The sequence below is a fragment of the Streptomyces sp. NPDC002680 genome, from assembly GCF_042889145.1.
GTDB classification, from domain to species: Bacteria; Actinomycetota; Actinomycetes; order Streptomycetales; family Streptomycetaceae; genus Streptomyces; species Streptomyces adonidis.
In genome coordinates, this window is sequence record NZ_JBIAQP010000004.1 from 466492 (window position 1) to 481659 (window position 15168).

Here is a 15168-nt window from a genome sequence, read left to right on the forward strand (position 1 = left end):
AACGGACGACAGACGGGCGCCCCATTCTGGCACGCCGACCCTGGTGGGCCCCGTACTCCCGCCGATCACCTCAGGGAGCGGTAGAAGTCCAGGTGGAGTCGGGCGGCGGTGGCCCAGGTGTGGTGGGCGGCCAGTCGGCGGCCGGCGGATCGGCGGGCCGGGTCGGGGTGGGTGAGGGCTCGGGCGAGTTCGTCGGCCAGGTCCTGCGGGGTGGTGCCGAAGCGGGCGGCGGGGCCGAAGACCTCGCGCAGGACGGGGAGGTCGCGGACGACCAGCGGGACTCCGGCGGCCAGTGCCTCCATCGCGGCGAGCCCGAAGCCCTCCTTGAGGGAGGGGAAGGCGAAGGCCCCGGCGGCTGCGACCAGGGCCGGGAGCTCCTCGTCGGGGACCGGGCCGAGGACGACGGGTTCGACGCCGAGTTCCGACGCCCGGGTCTCCCAGCGGGCCCGGTAGTCGCGGTAGTCGAACAGGGTCTCCCCGCCCGCGACGACCAGCCGCACGTCGGGATGTTCGGCGCGCAGCAGGGCGTACGCCTCCAGGAGGTCGAGGGAGCCCTTGCGGGGCTCGATGCCTCCGACGGTCAGGACGTACCGGCCCAGACGCGCGCGCCATGCCGCCCGCGCCGCCGGATCGGTGGTCGCGAACCGCTCGTACGCCACCCCGTTGGGGACGACCTCGGCCTTGAGTCCCCAGCCCTGGGCGAGTTCGTCGGCGACCGACCGGGAGACGCAGACGTGCGCGTACGGCTCGACGATCGCCCGTTCGTGGCAGGCGGCCAGTTCGGGGGTGGTGAAGTGGTCGATGTGGTGGACCGTACGGACGCAGGGGCCCGCCGCGTTGGCGCTGATGCAGTCCTGCGCGTGGACGATGTCGTACGGGGACGGGTCGAAGGCCGCGCGCAGAGTCGCGATGGAGCGCAGGACGCGTTCCCCGACCGTCTCGTCCTCGGGTCCGTCGGAGAAGGGCACGATCCGGACGCGTACGGCCGGGTCCACGGGCCGGAAGAAGGTGGCGTCGCCGCCCCGGCCCAGCGACCACACCGTGACGTCCTGTCCGGCGGCGGCCAGCGCCTCGGCAAGGGCGAGGGTATGTACGACGCCGCCGCGCGGCCTGGTCGAATAGCTGAGCAGGGCGATCCTCAGCGTGGTCATGACGGGGTCTCCCGGTAGGCGGCGGGCCTGCGTTCGTCGAGATGGCGCAGGACGCGGCGGGCGCGGTCGATCTCGGCGGCGACGTCCACCTCGGCGACCGCGAGGCCCGCCTTGGCCCAGGTGCGGGCGAGGATGTCGCCGCCGGGGCCGACGACCTTGGACTGGCCGAGGAAGCGCATGCCGCCCATGGCGCCGGTCTGGTTGGAGGAGGCGAGGACGACCTGGTTCTCGGCGGCGCGCGACTGGTCGTACAGGTCGAAGAGCTTGGCCTGCCGGTCCTGGGCCATGCGCGGGGCGCGGTTGGTGATGCTGGTGGGCCACGCGGACAGGCAGGCGAGGATCTCGGCGCCGTCCAGGGCCAGGGAGCGGGCCGACTCGGGGAACGTCTTGTCGTAGTCGATGAGCATCCCGATCCGGCCGACCGGGGTGTCGAAGGCGTCGAAACGGTCCCCGGGCGCGTACGCGGCGACCTCGCCCGCCGGGAGATGGACCTTGCGGTGACGGCCGAGGACGCCGTCGCCGCTGACGCAGACGGCGGCGTTGTAGCGCTCGGTGCCGCCGTCCTCGCAGTAGCCGACGCAGACCACCATCTCGGCGGCCAGGCGGGCTACTTGGAGGATCGCGGGGTCGTCGGGCTTGAGGGCCGGGGGCAGGGCCTCGGGGTCGGGGTGGCGCAGGTCGGCGAGGTAGCCGCCGAGGGCGGCGTCGGGCAGGACGAGCAGTCCGGCGCCCGAGCCTCGCGCGTCGTCGATGAGTTTCGCGATACGGGCGAGGTCGAACTCCAGGTCGCGGCCGAAGTGGGCGGCGGCGGCCGCGATCCGGATGCTGCTCATGCGGTGACTGCTCCTGCGTACGTATAGGTTTCCGGGCGCCGGTCCCGCAGGTGCCCCATGGAGCGGCGGGCGGTCTCCAGGGCCTGGGCGACGTCGAGTTCGGCGACAGCCAGGCCTGCTTCGACTCCGGTCTCGGCGAGGATCTCGCCGCCGGGGTCGACGACCTTGGCGCTGCCGACGAAGCGTAGCGACCCGAAGGTACCCGCCTGGTTGGCGGAGATCCACACGATCTGGTTCTCCAGGGCGCGGGCCCGGTCGAACAGGTCGAAGCGGCGCTTCCAGCGGTCGTTGACCAGGTCGGTGACGGCGTTGGTCCGTGCGCCCGGCCAGGCGGAGACGACCACGCCGATCTCGGCTCCGTCGAGGGCGAGCGCGCGGGCCGACTCCGGGAACGCCTTGTCGTAGCAGATCATCATGCCGATCCGGCCGACCGGTGTATCGAAGGCGTGGAACCGGTCCCCGGAGGCGTAGCTGGCGTCCTCGCTGAGCGGCTGGTGGACCTTGCGGTGGTTGCCGAGGACGCCGTCGCCGTTGACACAGACCACGCTGTTGTAGCGGGTGTCTCCTGCGGCTTCGCAGTAGCCCGCGACGACGGTCATCTCCCCGGCCAGGGCGGCCAGTCGGGCGATCTCGGGGCCGTCGAGGGCGAGCGCGGGCGGGCCCTCGTCCAGGGCGCTGTCGTCGTCGAGGCTGAGCAGATAGCCGCCGAGGCAGGCCTCCGGGAGCGCGAGCAGCCGTACGCCCTCCTCCCGGGCCTCCTTGATCAGCCGCTCGGCGATCGCGAAGTCCTCTTCGAGGTCGCGGCCGAACTCGGCGGCCACGGCCGCCATACGCAGGGTGGTCATGCGGTCCCCATCCCGGTCACCGTGGAGGTGACCGCTTCGGTGATCTCTCCGTCGGGCCAGCGCAGCCCGACGCCTTGTCCGTCCGTCAGCTCCCCGCAGACGGCACCCGTCGCGGGCCCGGCGGGGAGCGGTGGGGCGCCGGGTTCGTCGGTGGTGAGCATCGCGAAGCCGGGGAAGCAGGTCAGCCAGTCGCCCGCCGTCGCGGTGCCCGGCCTGGGCACGGCGGCCACATCGAGGACGGCACCGCAGCCGCTCGCCTCGGCGAGCATGCCGAGCGTCCCGGCGATCCCGGCCATCGACACGTCCTTGGCGGCGGCGGGTCGCGCGGCGGCCACCGCGCCGGTCATGGCGCGCAGTTCGTCCGTACGACGGTGACTGGACGAGTCCCACTGGCGGCCCCGGTATCCCGGGCGCCAGTCGCCGCCGAGGTCGGCGGTGAGCCGTACGGCGTGTCCGGGCCGTCCGCCACCGCCCGGGACGGGGTGTGCGGTGCGGCCGAGTGCGGTCACCGACAGGGCTGCGGGTACGCCGAGTTGGGTGTGTCCGCCGAGGACCGGGACGCCGTACGTCTGCGCTGCGCGGGCCAGTCCGGCGAGGATCTGTCGGGCGTGGGCGATGTCCTTCGCGCCCACGGCGTCGAGGAGGCCGATCGGTGAAGCGCCCATCGCGGCCAGGTCGTTGAGGTTGACGAGGACAGAGCACCAGCCCGCCCACTCGGGGTCGCGCTCGACCATCGACGGCACGATCGCATCGCAGGCGGCGATGAGGTCTGTGCCGGGTACTGGGGCTCCGTCGTCGCCTACGAATCCGGGGCCGCCCGGTGGTTCGTTGACCGCGGGCCGGTGGGGGCTTGTCGCGCAGTTCCCCGCGCCCCTATCGGGGCGCGTGTCCGAACTCGGCGACCGGCCGCCGGGGTCGCCGGGGATGGCCCGCGCCTCCTCGCGCAGGGACCCGCCGACCGGGTCCTGGCCGGAAATGTGGCCCGCCGGCCCTGGCAGAACCGCCAGGAGTTGTCCGAGGGGTGACTTGGTGGCCGCAACGAGGTTCGTTATTCGGTCGATCGGCCAGCGCATCAGTACGTGCGGCGTGTCCGCGACCCTCGTCGTTCTTACCCGACGCCAGCCGAGTCGTCTGAAGAGGATCTCGTTGCGGGCCTGGACGGTTGCGTCGAAGCGGAGCACGCCCTCGGTCTCCGCCCGTGCGCAGGCCGCGCGGACCAGGGTCGCGCCGATGCCTTGCGGGCCTCGGGCGCCGCGGGCTACGACGAGCCGGCCGCCGGCCCACCAGCCGATGTCGGGGCCGTCGGTGACCGGGCCGAGACGCACCCCGCCGACCACCGTGCCCTCCGGGTCCCGCGCGACCAGGACGACGGTCCGGGGGTCGCTGTCACGGTCGTCCAGGTCGTGGTGGGCGAAGAGTCCCTGCTCGTGGACGAAGGCGTCGCGGCGGAGCCGCCGGTAGGCGGCCAGATCCGCCGTGCCGTCCGCCTCCCCGACGCGGAAGGCGGGCAGCATCCGGGCGAGTGTGCTGCGGTCGCCCAGGAGGGCGAGGATGTCCTGCGGCCCGTCCCCGGCCGGCACGACGACGGAACCGTCGAGGTACACGGCGCTCACCCGCCCGCGGTCCGCAGGACACTGCACGCCCCGCACGCCGCGCAGCCCGCCCGCTGGTCGGCGCCGCTCATCCCGGCCGCGCGCAGCTTCGCGGCGACGCCCTCGGTGACGTACCGCAGCGACTCGGCGCTCGGGGCGCCGATCCCGTCACGGGCGGCGAGCGTGCCGCCCATCGGACGGTAGGGGACGACGAAGGGGTATACGCCCCGGTCGATCAACTCCCCCGCTCCCGCGACGAGTTCGTCGGGGTCCTCGCCGAGGCCGACGAGGAGGTAGGTGGAAACCCGGTTGGGCCCGAAGACCCGTACCGCCTCGTCCCACGCGGCCTCGTACTCGGCCATCGGGACGGTGGACTTGCCCGGCAGCCAGCGCCCGCGGACCTCGTCGTCGAGGGACTCGACGTGGATGCCGATGGCGGTGGCTCCGGCGTCGTGCAGCTCCCGTATCCAGACGAGGTCTCCGGGCGGCTCGCACTGCACCTGGATCGGCAGGCTGGGTACGGCTTCCAAAACCGCCCTGACCGACCGTACGAGGTTGCGGGCGCCGCGGTCGGGGCCCGCCGTCGTGCCGGTGGTCATCACCATCTGCTTGACGCCGTCCAGCCGCACTGCCGCCTCGGCGACTTCGGCGAGCTAGGCGGGCGTCTTGGCGGCCACCGTCGCACCGGAGCGCAGGGACTCCTCGATGGTGCAGAAACGGCAGCGGTCGGACTCGGCGTAGCGGATGCAGGTCTGGACGACGGTGGTGGCGAGCACGTCGGCGCCGTGCAGACGGGCGATCTGCTCGTAGCGGATGCCGTCGGCGGTCGTCAGGCCGTAGAACTCGGGACGGCGTACGGCGGTCAGGCTCAGGCCGGTGTCGGTCTCGCCGAGCCAGACCTTGCCGTCGCGTACGGAGTAGGGGCTGTCGGGGTTGGTGGGCAGCGCGGCGTTGGCACCGTCGACAAGGACGTGCCCGTCGTCGCTGGGCCCCGCGCCGTCCGGCCGCCGCACGGGCGCGTCCAACGCCACGCCGTGCAGGGCGAGTTCGGCGCGGGTCATGATCCGCACGTCCACCGCTGTGTTGGTGCCAACGCTCACGGCCTGCCCCTTACAGCTGGTAGGTGGAGTTGATGATGGCGCCCTTGCGCGCGTAGTGGATCAGCGCGTCCTGGACGTCCAGGGGGTGGGTGGGGATGACGCCCTCGATGAGGTCCTCCTCGCGGGCGCCGTGCAGGGACAGTCCGAAGCGGCAGCAGAAGACCTTGCCGCCCTCGGCGATGAACGTCTTGAGCTGGTTGTTGATGTTGTGCTCGCCGGGGAACGCGGAGTTGCCGACGGTCGGGAAGCCGCGGGTGGCAAGGCAGTTGAGCGAACCCGGGCCGTAGAAGTAGATGGCGGTCTCGAAGCCCTTGCGCAGGGCGCGGGTCGCCTGGAGGACGGCGACGAAGGAGACCGAGGACTCGTGGGCGATGCCGTGGACGAGGGTGAAGTAGGTCTCGCCGTCCTCGGCCTTGTAGTCGGGGAAGACCTTGGTGTCGCCGTAGATGCTGGTGCCCTCGGGGAGGGAGGGGTGCGGGATCTCGCTGAGGGACTTCTGCTCGATCTCGCTGAGTTCGACGGTCTCGGACATGGCTGTCTCCTTTGTGCGTACGGGACTTGGGAGGGGAGGTCGGTCAGTCGTACAGCGCGGCGAACGTGTCCCTGAAGACGAGTTCGCCGAGTTCGCCGCCGCCGGTCGCTTCGGCGAGCCGGGCGTACTCGCCCGTGAAGTCGCCCCACGGCTGGTCGCTGGCGAAGAGCACCCGGTCGTGGCCGATGCCGCGGCGCTCGATCTCCTGGGCCAGCCAGCGCGGGGTGAAGCCGATGGCCCAGGAGAGGTCGGTGTAGACGCGCTTGCCGGCGGTGATCCAGTCGAAGAACCGGGAGCCGACGAGCTTGATGTGGCCGCTCATCCCGCCGCCGAAGTGCACGAGATGGACGGGGACCCGGTCGGCGTACCAGTCGACCAGGTTGCCGACCTCGTCGATGTCGGAGGCGGCGCCGGGAGAGGTATGGACGTGGACGACGAGGCGGTGGCGCTCGGCCTCCTGGAAGATCCGGTCGAGCATCGGGCGGCAGGCCGGGTCGGTGGGGCGCCCGCCGAGCAGGAAGCTCAACTTCAGCGCCTTCACGCCCCGTTCACCGGCCAGGGCGAGGGCCTGCGCGGTGCGGTGTTCGTCCTCGGGGCGCGGGGAGACCCACAGCCCGGCCCGGATACGGTCGTCGGTCTGGGCGGCCTCGATCGCCAACTCGTTGAAGGAGAAGGCGAGATCGGGGTCGGGGACGCCGTAGTTGGGGATGACCAGGGCGCGTTCGGTGCCCTCCGCGTCCATGTCGGCGACGAGTTGCTTGACGGTGGCGCGGGCGGTGGTGTCGGGGTTGACGGGCGGTCCGCCGTAGAAGGGGTAGGCGGGCAGGACGCCGATGTGGCGGTGTGCGTCGAAGACCATGGCCGGGGTACCTCCTTCAGCCGATCGGGAGCGCGGAGGCGAGTTCGCTGGGGGCGCCGGTGAGGGTGCCGCAGACGTCGGCCATACGGCGGGAGACGTCGATGTGGTTCGCGAGGAACTCGGCGTCCCTGCCGACCGCTTCGAAGCGTCCGGAGCCCCAGGAGTGCTGCCAGGGCAGGCCCAGGAAGTACAGGCCGGGGGTGCTGGTGGCGCCCCGCCAGTGCATGGGGTAGCCACGGCCGTCGAAGGCGGGTATCTCGACCCAGCGGTGGTCGCGGGTGAACCCGGTGGACCAGACGACGGAGGTGATGCCGGCCGCCGCCAGGTCCAGGGCGGGCGCCTGTTCGGAGGGCTCCCACACCGGTATGTACCGGGGCTCGTCGGGGGCCGCGATCTTCCGCGCGGTGATGTGGGCGTCGATGCTGTCCTTGATGCCCTCGGCCACGGCGTCCGCCCGGTCGAGGTTGACCTTGAGATCGTCGGCGAACTCCAGGCGCGTACCGTCGGTGCCGCCGATGCCCGTCAGCCGGCCGTGCAGGCGCATTCCGTCGCGGGCGAAGGCGCGCAGGTCGATGTCACGGCCTCCGTCGCGCCCGGTGACGTAGTGGTTGACGCGCATCCGGACGGCGCCCGCGTCGTCGAACTCGTCGATGCTCTTGCCGTAGTAGCCCATGTCGTCCAGCCAGGCGACGCAGTCCCGGCCCCGGTAGAAGCGGGCGACGCGGGGTGCGCTGCCGACGGCCAGATGGACCTGCCGGCCAGCCAGGTGCAGATCCTCGGCTATCTGGCAGCCGGACTGTCCGGTGCCGACCACCAGGACGGCTCCGTCGGGGAGTTGGTCCGCGTTGCGGTAGCGGGAGGAGTGGATCTGCTCGATGCCTGCGGGCAGTCGCTCGGCCATCCTCGGGACGGACGGGGTGTGGTAGGGACCGGCGGCCACGACCACCTGGTCGGCCGTGAACTCGCCTTCCCCGGTGGACAGTTCGAAGACTCCGCCGGCGCCCCGGCGCAGTCCGGTGACGGCGACGCCCTCCCGCAGCGGGGGCTGGAAGAAGGCGACGTACCCCTCCAGGTAGCGGATGATCTCGTCGCGGACCATGAAGCCGTCGGGGTCGTCCCCCTGGTAGGGGTAACCGGGCAGTTTGCACTGCCAGTTGGGCGTCACCAGGCAGAAGGAGTCCCAGCGGCGCTCGCGCCACTCGTGGCCGACCCGGTTCCGCTCCACGACGACGTGCTCGATGCCGCGCTCGCGCAGACAGTAGCTGACCGACAGTCCGGCCTGGCCGCCGCCGACGACGGCCACCGGGTAGTGGGCCCCGGCCAGCCGTGGCGCGCTCACCGCATGCTCCCGTCGGCGTTGCTCAGTGCCTCGACGGCGACCTCGGCCCCGTCGAGGGAGGCGTACGCGGCTGCCGTCCGTTCGAGCTGCGCCAACTGGTCGGAGGCGCCGGTGCAGGCGAATCCGTACTTCTCGCGCACCCGGTCGCTCGCGATTCCGAGCGCCGTCCGGCTCCGCTCCAGGAAGTCGCCGAGTTCGTAGACGCCACCGGGGGCGAGGTAGTCCTCGATTACCGTGGAAGGTGAATAGCAGCGCTGGGTCTCTCCGTCGGGCCAGCGCACATGGAAATACAGCTCAGGCATGAAATCCTCCATGCGGGGCGCCGAGGTTGGTCACCTCGCCGCTGCTTCTGACGACCACTTCAGCCAGCGCGAATTACCGAACGGCGTCATCCGGAATAAAGCGGAGTTACGTAGTCCTCACGCCAAGTACCATTCCGTGCACGCAGAGTTGCCTCTGAGGCAAATCGAATGCGCCGGGTGCCGTGCCGCCACGGAGAAGTGAACTTGCCGCGCCGCTCAGGGCTTTTCGACCTGTCGGGCCAATTCATGGAGATGGACCGCCAGCTGAAGCTTCAGGGCGTTGTCCGGCCGCTGCCATTCGGGCCCGAGCAGTCCCCCGATGCGCTCGATCCGCTTGAGGAGCGTGTTGGTGTGGATGTGCAGGGCGCGGGCCGTTCCGGCGAGGTTGCGGGAACTGGCGAAGTACGCGGTGAGGGTGCCCAGGAGGTCGGTGCCGCGTTCGGTGTCGTGGGCGACGAGACGGCCGAGGGAGTCGTCGAGGAAGGCTCCGAGGTCCTGCTCCCGGTCGGGATCGAACAGGATGGTGTACATCGCGAGCCGCTCCGTGCTGGTCCCGCCGTCCCGCACCCCGAGCCCGCGCAGCAACCGGCAGCAGCGGCCGGCCAGGGTGACCCCGGCGCCGAGCGGTTCCGGGCCGCGCGGGACGGGCGCGGCGCAGACGAGCACGGGGGCGTCGAGCACGCGCCGCAGTCGCCGGTGGACGCTCGTCGCGGCCGCTGTCGCGTCCTGGGCGCGGATCAGTGCGACGGGGACGCCCAGGTGGTCGCCCGCCAGACCGTCGTACTCCTCCGCGAGACCGTGCAGCAGCCGGGTCGTGTCGCCGAGCCGGTCCTTCGCCGCGTCGACCACCAGGACGGTGTCGAGATGTCCGGGCTCGATGTGCCGGGCGCGGGCGCGCAGCGCGAGTTCGGTGGAGAACGGGCGTGGGGCGGCGAGGAGTTGGGTGAGGAGTTCACCCCGGACGCGTTCCTCGGCCCGGACGACGGCGTCCTGGGTCAGGGTCAGCAGGGCCGCGGTCTGCGCCGCTCGTTCGAGGGTACGTGCCTCGACCGGGTCCGGGTCACCGTGGCGGGACAGGACCAGGGCACCCATGTGGGTCGCGCCGACGACGACCGCCGCCACGGTGTGCCGCAGGGTGTCGCCGCGCTCGACGGTGACACAACGGCCGGACCTCCGGCTCTCCTCGATGCCCTGGACGACCGCCTCGGCCATCGGCGGGGAGGAGGAGAGAACGGCGTGCTCACGGACCCTCGCCTCGTCCTCGTCGGTGGGCTCTCCGCGCGCGACGAGGACACGCTGGGCGTGGTCGAGGACGAGGACTCCGCCGCCCAGGGTGTCCACGACGAGGTCGGCGACGGCGCCCACGTCACCGCCGGCCAGCACCACGCGGGTGAGCGCCTCGTGGACGGCCTCGGCCGCCTCGATCGTGGCGTACGCCGTCTCCAGGGCGTGCAGCGCGCGGCGGCTCTCGTCGTACAGGCGGGCGTTCTCCAGCGCGACCGCCGCATGGTCGCCGAAGGCGGTCAGCAGGGCGACGTCGTCCCGGACGAACGGCCGCTCCTGCCGGTTCGCCGCGATCAGCGTGCCGAGGAACCGGCCGCCCGCGATCAGCGGGACCCCGAGCATCGACACGATGCCCTCCGCCTCGATGGAACTGTCGATGCCCGGGTCGTGGACGATCTCGGTCGACGCCAGATAGTCGCTCGTCCAGTACGGGGCCCGGGTGGTGGCGACCCGCCCGGCGATGCCGACATGGGCCGGCCCGTGGGTCCGCTCGCCGAAGCCGGGGGTCACCGTGCCTGCCGTGGCGCGCACCCGCAGATACGTCCCGTTCTCCTCCAGCACCGCCAGATAGGCGAGGTCGGTGCCGATCAGGTCGTGGGCGTGCCCGACGACACTGGCCAGCACCTCTTCGACTCCGCGCAGCACGGTCAGCGACCGTGCGGTGGCGTACAGGCTGGACAGCTCCCGCTCCCGACGGCGCTGCCGCTGGAGCGGTTCGTCCTCGGTGCGGTCCATGAGATGTCCTAGCTCACCACGGTCACAGGGTGGGTGAATCATACTCCGGACAGCCTCGATGAGTGGATGATTCGCACCTCTGCCGGACTCGGGGGCGGCCGTAGCGTTCCCGGCAACGAGCGAACCGAGCGAACCCGGCAGACGCCGTCGCGGCCGAGATGGAGTACGAGACATGGCTTCCGTAGTGCGCGTAGCGGCCGTACAGGCCGAACCCAAGTGGCTGGACCTCGACGCCGGTGTGGCCCACGCCGTGGACCTGATCGCCGAGGCCGCCGCCGGTGGGGCCGAGCTGGTCGCGTTCCCCGAGGTGTTCCTGCCCGGCTACCCGTGGTGGATCTGGCTGGACTCCCCGATCGCGGGCATGCAATACGTCCCCCGGTACGCGCAGAACTCCATGACCCGCGACGGAGAACACCTGGCCCGTATCGCGGCTGCCGCCGCCGAGCACCGGATCTTCGTCGTCCTCGGCTTCGCCGAACGCACCGTCACCGGCAGCCTCTACATGGCCCAGGCGACCATCGACGACACCGGCCGCGTGCTCGCCGTACGCCGCAAACTCAAGCCCACCCACGCCGAGCGCACCGTCTTCGGCGAGGGCGACGGCAGCGACATCCAGGTGCACGAGACCAGACTCGGCCGGCTGGGCGCGCTGAACTGCGCCGAGCACATCCAGCCGCTCACCAAGTACACGATGTACAGCAAGGGCGAGCAGATCCATGTCGCCTCCTGGCCGAGCTTCTCCGTGTACCGGGGCATGGCGACGGCGCTCGGGCCCGAGGTGAACACGGCCGTCAGCCTGGTGTACGCCGTCGAGGGGCAGACCTTCGTCCTCGCGCCCTGCGCCACGGTCGGCCAGGCGGGACAGGACCTGTTCTGCGACACCGACGCCAAGCGGGAACTCCTGCTCCAGGGCGGCGGATTCACCCGGATCTACGGCCCCGAGGGCAGCGAACTGGCCAAGCCGCTGCCGGAGACCGAGGAGGGCATCCTCTACGCCGACCTCGACCTCGACCTCCTCGCCATCGCCAAGCACGCCTACGACCCGGTCGGCCACTACTCCCGCCCCGATGTCTTCCGGCTCACCTTCGACCCCCGGCCGAAGGAGCGCGTCGAGTACGTCGACCCGGCTGCCGACGCGGCCGTCACCGAGGCGAGGGAGTCCGGCGCGGATGTCGTCGTGCCCGACTGAACACCCCCTGGACACCCGCATGTCCCGTGAAAGGAACGACGTGATGAGCGCCAACGACCCCTTCGCCCGCCTCCCCGAGGCAGCGGCCTTCACCCTCACCAGCACGACGCTGACCGACGGGGCTCCCCTGCCCGTCGAGCAGATGTCCGGTCTCTTCGGCGTCCCGGGCGGCAAGGACGTCTCCCCGCAGCTGGCGTGGAGCGGCGCCCCCGAGGGCACCAGGAGCTACGCCGTGACGATGTACGACCCGGACGCCCCGACCGGTTCCGGGTTCTGGCACTGGGCCGTGGCCGACATCCCCGCGACGGTCGGAGAACTGCCCGAGGGTGTCGGCGACGACATCGGATCGGGCCTGCCCGAGGGTGCCTTCCAGGTGCCGAACGACGCCCGCGCCGGGCGGTTCATCGGAGCGGCCCCGCCGGCCGGGCACGGCGCTCACCGGTACGTCTTCGTGGTGCACGCCCTCGACGTCGACAGCATCGGCATCCCGGCCGACTCCACCCCCGCCTTCCTCGGCTTCACGATGGCTCGCCACATCCTCGGCCGGGCGATCCTGACCGCCACCGCCGAGACCCCCGCCTGACAATCCCGTCGGACAGGCCGACGGATCATCGATGACGCCGCGAAGGAGTGGGCTCCGGTGAGAGGCTGATCGGGTCCGGTCTCCGTGATCGACCAGGCGTCTCGTCGTTCGACAGGGCGTCTCGTCGAAGAGTCTCGCCGAAGGATTGGGGAATGTCCGTGCCCGAGCCGCAACCCGTCCCGCAGTCCGTACTGAGCCCGCTCACCAGCTCCGCCGTCTTCCTGGTCGTGACCGTCGATCCCGGCGGGGAGCCGGTCGTACGGGAGTTGCTGTCCGACCTCTCCGGTCTGGTGCGGGCCGTCGGCTTCCGGATTCCGGAAGGGGAGCTGACCTGCGTCGCCGGCATCGGCTCCGAAGCCTGGGACCGGCTGTTCACCGGTCCCAGGCCGGCCGAGCTGCATCCCTTCCGGGAGGTCGTCGGCGCCAAGCACACCGCGCCCGCCACCCCGGGCGATCTGCTCTTCCACATCAAGGCCCGCCGGACGGACCTCTGCTTCGAGCTGGCCACCCAGCTGATGGACCGGCTGCGCGGGGCGGTCACCGTCCGGGACGAGGTGTCCGGCTTCAAGTACTTCGACGAACGCGACCTGCTCGGTTTCGTCGACGGCACCGAGAACCCCACCGGGCCCGCCGCGAACACCGCCGTCGTCATCGGCGACGCCGATCCGGACCAGGACCCGGACTTCACCGGCGGCAGCTATGTCATCGTGCAGAAGTACCTGCACGACCTGCCGGCGTGGAACGCCCTGCCGGTCGAGGCGCAGGAACGGGCGGTCGGCCGCGAGAAGCTCTCCGACATCGAGCTGCCCGACGACGTCAAGCCCGCCGACTCGCACGTCGCGCTCACGTCCATCACCGACCCGGACGGCACCGAACGGGAGATCCTGCGCAGCAACATGCCGTTCGGGGCGCCCGGGCGCGGGGAGTTCGGCACGTACTTCATCGGCTACTCCAGCACCCCGTCGGTGATCGAGCGCATGCTGGACAACATGTTCATCGGCGATCCGCCGGGCAGCCACGACCGGCTGCTCGACTTCTCCACCGCGGTCACCGGCACGCTGTTCCACGTACCCACCGTCGACTTCCTCGACGACCCGCCCGCCGCCCCGGAACCGGCGGCCCGCGCCCGGACCGCCGACGGTCTCCTGTCCGCGGAACAATAGACAGCCGTACGGAGACGGAGAGGGGTTGTCACCGACGACCGGCCGATCGCCAGGCTGCCGCTCGATCCCGCACGTCAGCTGGTCAGTGCCCAGTGCTCCGGCGCGCTGGTGCCCGCCCGGCTCGGCCTGCTCGGTGACATGCCCGTCTGTACGAACCGGACGAGCCGCCCCTTCGTCGAGGCGCGTGGCGTCCCCGTACCTCCCCGCCAGGGTGATCATCCGGACGCTCGGCGAGGCCGCCGCCCGAGGCGTCCTCGACCCTACGAGTGCTCTACGAGCGTGCCCCGCGCCGGAAGGCTGGTGGGCCGGGTGCGGAGCACCTCCTCGACGGAGGAGAGGGCGAACCGCACCGCGCCGGTGATCACGGCCTCGTCGCCGAGCGCGGACAGCCGCCACTGCGGCAGGTCGACGAGGAGACTGCCCGCCTCCTCCTCTGCGGCCGTCAGGAGGAGTTCCGCCGCCGGCAGCACGCCGGGGACGGGGAAGAGGCTGGTGCCGAGCACGACCAGCGCCGGATCGAGTGCGAGGAGTACCGGGGCGATACCGGCAGCCAGTCTCCGGCCGTACGAGGTGATGGCCGCGACCGCTTCCGGGTCGCCCGAGGCGGCGCCACGGACACTGTCCGGGACCAGGGGTTCGAGGCCGGGCCGGGACGACGTACTGCCGGGGAAGCGGATGAACCCGATCTCACCGGCCGCGCCCCGGTGTCCGCGCAGCAGCCGTCCCCCGGTGATGACTCCGGCGCCGAGGCGTTCGCCGAGCAGGACGAACACCATCTCGTCGGCCGCGCCGCCGACCCCGCGCCACTGCTCGCCCAGTGCGGCGAGGTTGGCGTCGTTCTCGACGGCCACCGGGCAGCCGAGGGTGTCGCTCAGGACGGTGACGATGTCCGCCTCGGCCCAGCCCTTGAGGTTGTCGGCCTGCCGGATCCGGGTGTTGCCGCGGTTCACCAGACCGGGAGTGCCCACCGTCGCGGCCCACACCCGAGGGGCGTCGGCTCCCGAGCGGTCGATGGCGCGCTGTACTACGGCGGTTACGGCACGGGCGCGGGCCTGACCGCCCAAGTCGGCGCGCACCGCCGTCCGTTCGACGGCCACCGGCTTGCCGTCGAGGTCGGCCAGACAGGCGCTCACCGAGCGGGCCCGTACGTCCACGCCGACGACGAAGCCCGCGTGCGGGCGGAAGCGGAAGCGGCGGGCCGGGCGGCCGGGCGAGCGCTGGCCTCGGGCGGAGACGGCCGGGGCGACCTCGATGAGGCCGCAGTCGGTGAGTTCCTCCACGATCGCCTCGACCGTGGGCCGGGAGAGCTTCGTCGCCTCGGCCAGCGCGGCGAGCCGGGGGTGCGGGTCCGTCGAGCGGACGGCGGCGAGAACGGCCGCCGCGTTCGTGGCACGCAGGTCCGCGACACCCACCACCGCCGGGAGTTCACGCCCGGGCGGGGACGGCTCCGGCAGTCCGCCGAGCGGCCACCACGTCTGCGGCACCAATGATCAACCTCCTGAGCAGCGGGCACATCGGGGACCGGCACCGATCGTCCCGACGATAACAATCCGGCCGTGACTCCTTGACGCGTGCCGGACCCACTCTGATTATAAAACGCAACTGCGTTATCGAACTACGGCGCCTTCTTCTCCTCCCCCCGCACGCCCTCTCCCTAGGCT

The 15168-nt window shown here is 71.8% G+C and carries 14 protein-coding genes and 2 pseudogenes; 4 read left to right on the forward strand and 12 right to left on the reverse strand.

Features of this window, described 5'->3' with window-relative positions; genetic code table 11:
• Positions 1 to 65 precede the first annotated feature (65 nt).
• The 11 genes and pseudogenes from ACFYXF_RS14455 to ACFYXF_RS14505 all read right to left on the reverse strand — a co-directional run bounded on the left by ACFYXF_RS14455 (position 66) and on the right by ACFYXF_RS14505 (position 10572).
• Positions 66 to 1151 (reverse strand): MSMEG_0565 family glycosyltransferase, encoded by a 1086-nt coding sequence (locus ACFYXF_RS14455; protein WP_389349869.1) that lies wholly within the window; start codon positions 1149 to 1151, stop codon positions 66 to 68.
• A complete protein-coding gene (locus ACFYXF_RS14460; RefSeq protein ID WP_389349870.1) occupies positions 1148 to 1984 on the reverse strand; it encodes a carbon-nitrogen hydrolase family protein in 837 nt (278 codons plus the stop codon). The genes ACFYXF_RS14455 and ACFYXF_RS14460 overlap by 4 nt, the downstream gene beginning before the upstream one ends.
• Positions 1981 to 2829, reverse strand: coding sequence for a carbon-nitrogen hydrolase family protein (locus ACFYXF_RS14465; protein WP_389349871.1), 849 nt, complete (start codon positions 2827 to 2829; stop codon positions 1981 to 1983). The genes ACFYXF_RS14460 and ACFYXF_RS14465 overlap by 4 nt, the downstream gene beginning before the upstream one ends.
• On the reverse strand, positions 2826 to 4433 hold the full coding sequence (locus ACFYXF_RS14470; RefSeq protein ID WP_389349940.1) for an MSMEG_0567/sll0787 family protein: 1608 nt from the start codon (positions 4431 to 4433) through the stop codon (positions 2826 to 2828). The genes ACFYXF_RS14465 and ACFYXF_RS14470 overlap by 4 nt, the downstream gene beginning before the upstream one ends.
• Positions 4434 to 4438: 5 nt before the next feature.
• Positions 4439 to 5062 (reverse strand): annotated as a pseudogene (locus ACFYXF_RS14475) (MSMEG_0568 family radical SAM protein); the annotation flags it as partial.
• 12 nt (positions 5063 to 5074) lie between these two features.
• The gene (locus ACFYXF_RS14480) at positions 5075 to 5521 is read right to left on the reverse strand and encodes a hypothetical protein (RefSeq protein ID WP_389349872.1); all 447 of its coding nucleotides are present in this window, start codon (positions 5519 to 5521) and stop codon (positions 5075 to 5077) included.
• A gap of 10 nt (positions 5522 to 5531) precedes the next feature.
• Positions 5532 to 6053, reverse strand: coding sequence for an MSMEG_0572/Sll0783 family nitrogen starvation response protein (locus ACFYXF_RS14485; RefSeq protein WP_389349873.1), 522 nt, complete (start codon positions 6051 to 6053; stop codon positions 5532 to 5534).
• A gap of 43 nt (positions 6054 to 6096) precedes the next feature.
• Positions 6097 to 6912, reverse strand: a complete 816-nt coding sequence (locus ACFYXF_RS14490; protein WP_389349874.1) for an amidohydrolase family protein — start codon at positions 6910 to 6912, stop codon at positions 6097 to 6099.
• Positions 6913 to 6928: 16 nt separating this feature from the next.
• Positions 6929 to 8251 carry an MSMEG_0569 family flavin-dependent oxidoreductase gene (locus ACFYXF_RS14495; protein ID WP_389349875.1) on the reverse strand — a complete coding sequence of 441 codons (1323 nt, stop codon included), beginning with the start codon at positions 8249 to 8251 and terminating at the stop codon, positions 6929 to 6931.
• A complete protein-coding gene (locus ACFYXF_RS14500; protein WP_369034263.1) occupies positions 8248 to 8553 on the reverse strand; it encodes an MSMEG_0570 family nitrogen starvation response protein in 306 nt (101 codons plus the stop codon). Before ACFYXF_RS14500 ends, ACFYXF_RS14495 begins: the two co-directional genes overlap by 4 nt.
• A 216-nt stretch (positions 8554 to 8769) precedes the next feature.
• Positions 8770 to 10572 carry a helix-turn-helix domain-containing protein gene (locus ACFYXF_RS14505; RefSeq protein ID WP_389349876.1) on the reverse strand — a complete coding sequence of 601 codons (1803 nt, stop codon included), beginning with the start codon at positions 10570 to 10572 and terminating at the stop codon, positions 8770 to 8772.
• A gap of 172 nt (positions 10573 to 10744) precedes the next feature.
• Here ACFYXF_RS14505 and ACFYXF_RS14510 point away from each other — a divergent pair, with 172 nt between their 5' ends.
• The 4 genes and pseudogenes from ACFYXF_RS14510 to ACFYXF_RS14525 all read left to right on the forward strand — a co-directional run.
• Positions 10745 to 11761 (forward strand): carbon-nitrogen hydrolase family protein, encoded by a 1017-nt coding sequence (locus ACFYXF_RS14510; protein WP_389349877.1) that lies wholly within the window; start codon positions 10745 to 10747, stop codon positions 11759 to 11761.
• Positions 11762 to 11804: 43 nt separating this feature from the next.
• On the forward strand, positions 11805 to 12344 hold the full coding sequence (locus ACFYXF_RS14515; RefSeq protein ID WP_389349878.1) for a YbhB/YbcL family Raf kinase inhibitor-like protein: 540 nt from the start codon (positions 11805 to 11807) through the stop codon (positions 12342 to 12344).
• A gap of 152 nt (positions 12345 to 12496) precedes the next feature.
• Complete coding sequence (locus ACFYXF_RS14520; protein WP_389349879.1) at positions 12497 to 13507, forward strand: Dyp-type peroxidase; 1011 nt, start codon at positions 12497 to 12499, stop codon at positions 13505 to 13507.
• Between the two features lie 12 nt (positions 13508 to 13519).
• Positions 13520 to 13705 (forward strand): annotated as a pseudogene (locus ACFYXF_RS14525) (AraC family transcriptional regulator); the annotation flags it as partial.
• 62 nt (positions 13706 to 13767) lie between these two features.
• Here the strand turns inward: ACFYXF_RS14525 and ACFYXF_RS14530 are convergent.
• On the reverse strand, positions 13768 to 14991 hold the full coding sequence (locus ACFYXF_RS14530) for an ROK family protein (RefSeq protein ID WP_389349880.1): 1224 nt from the start codon (positions 14989 to 14991) through the stop codon (positions 13768 to 13770).
• Positions 14992 to 15168 lie beyond the last annotated feature (177 nt).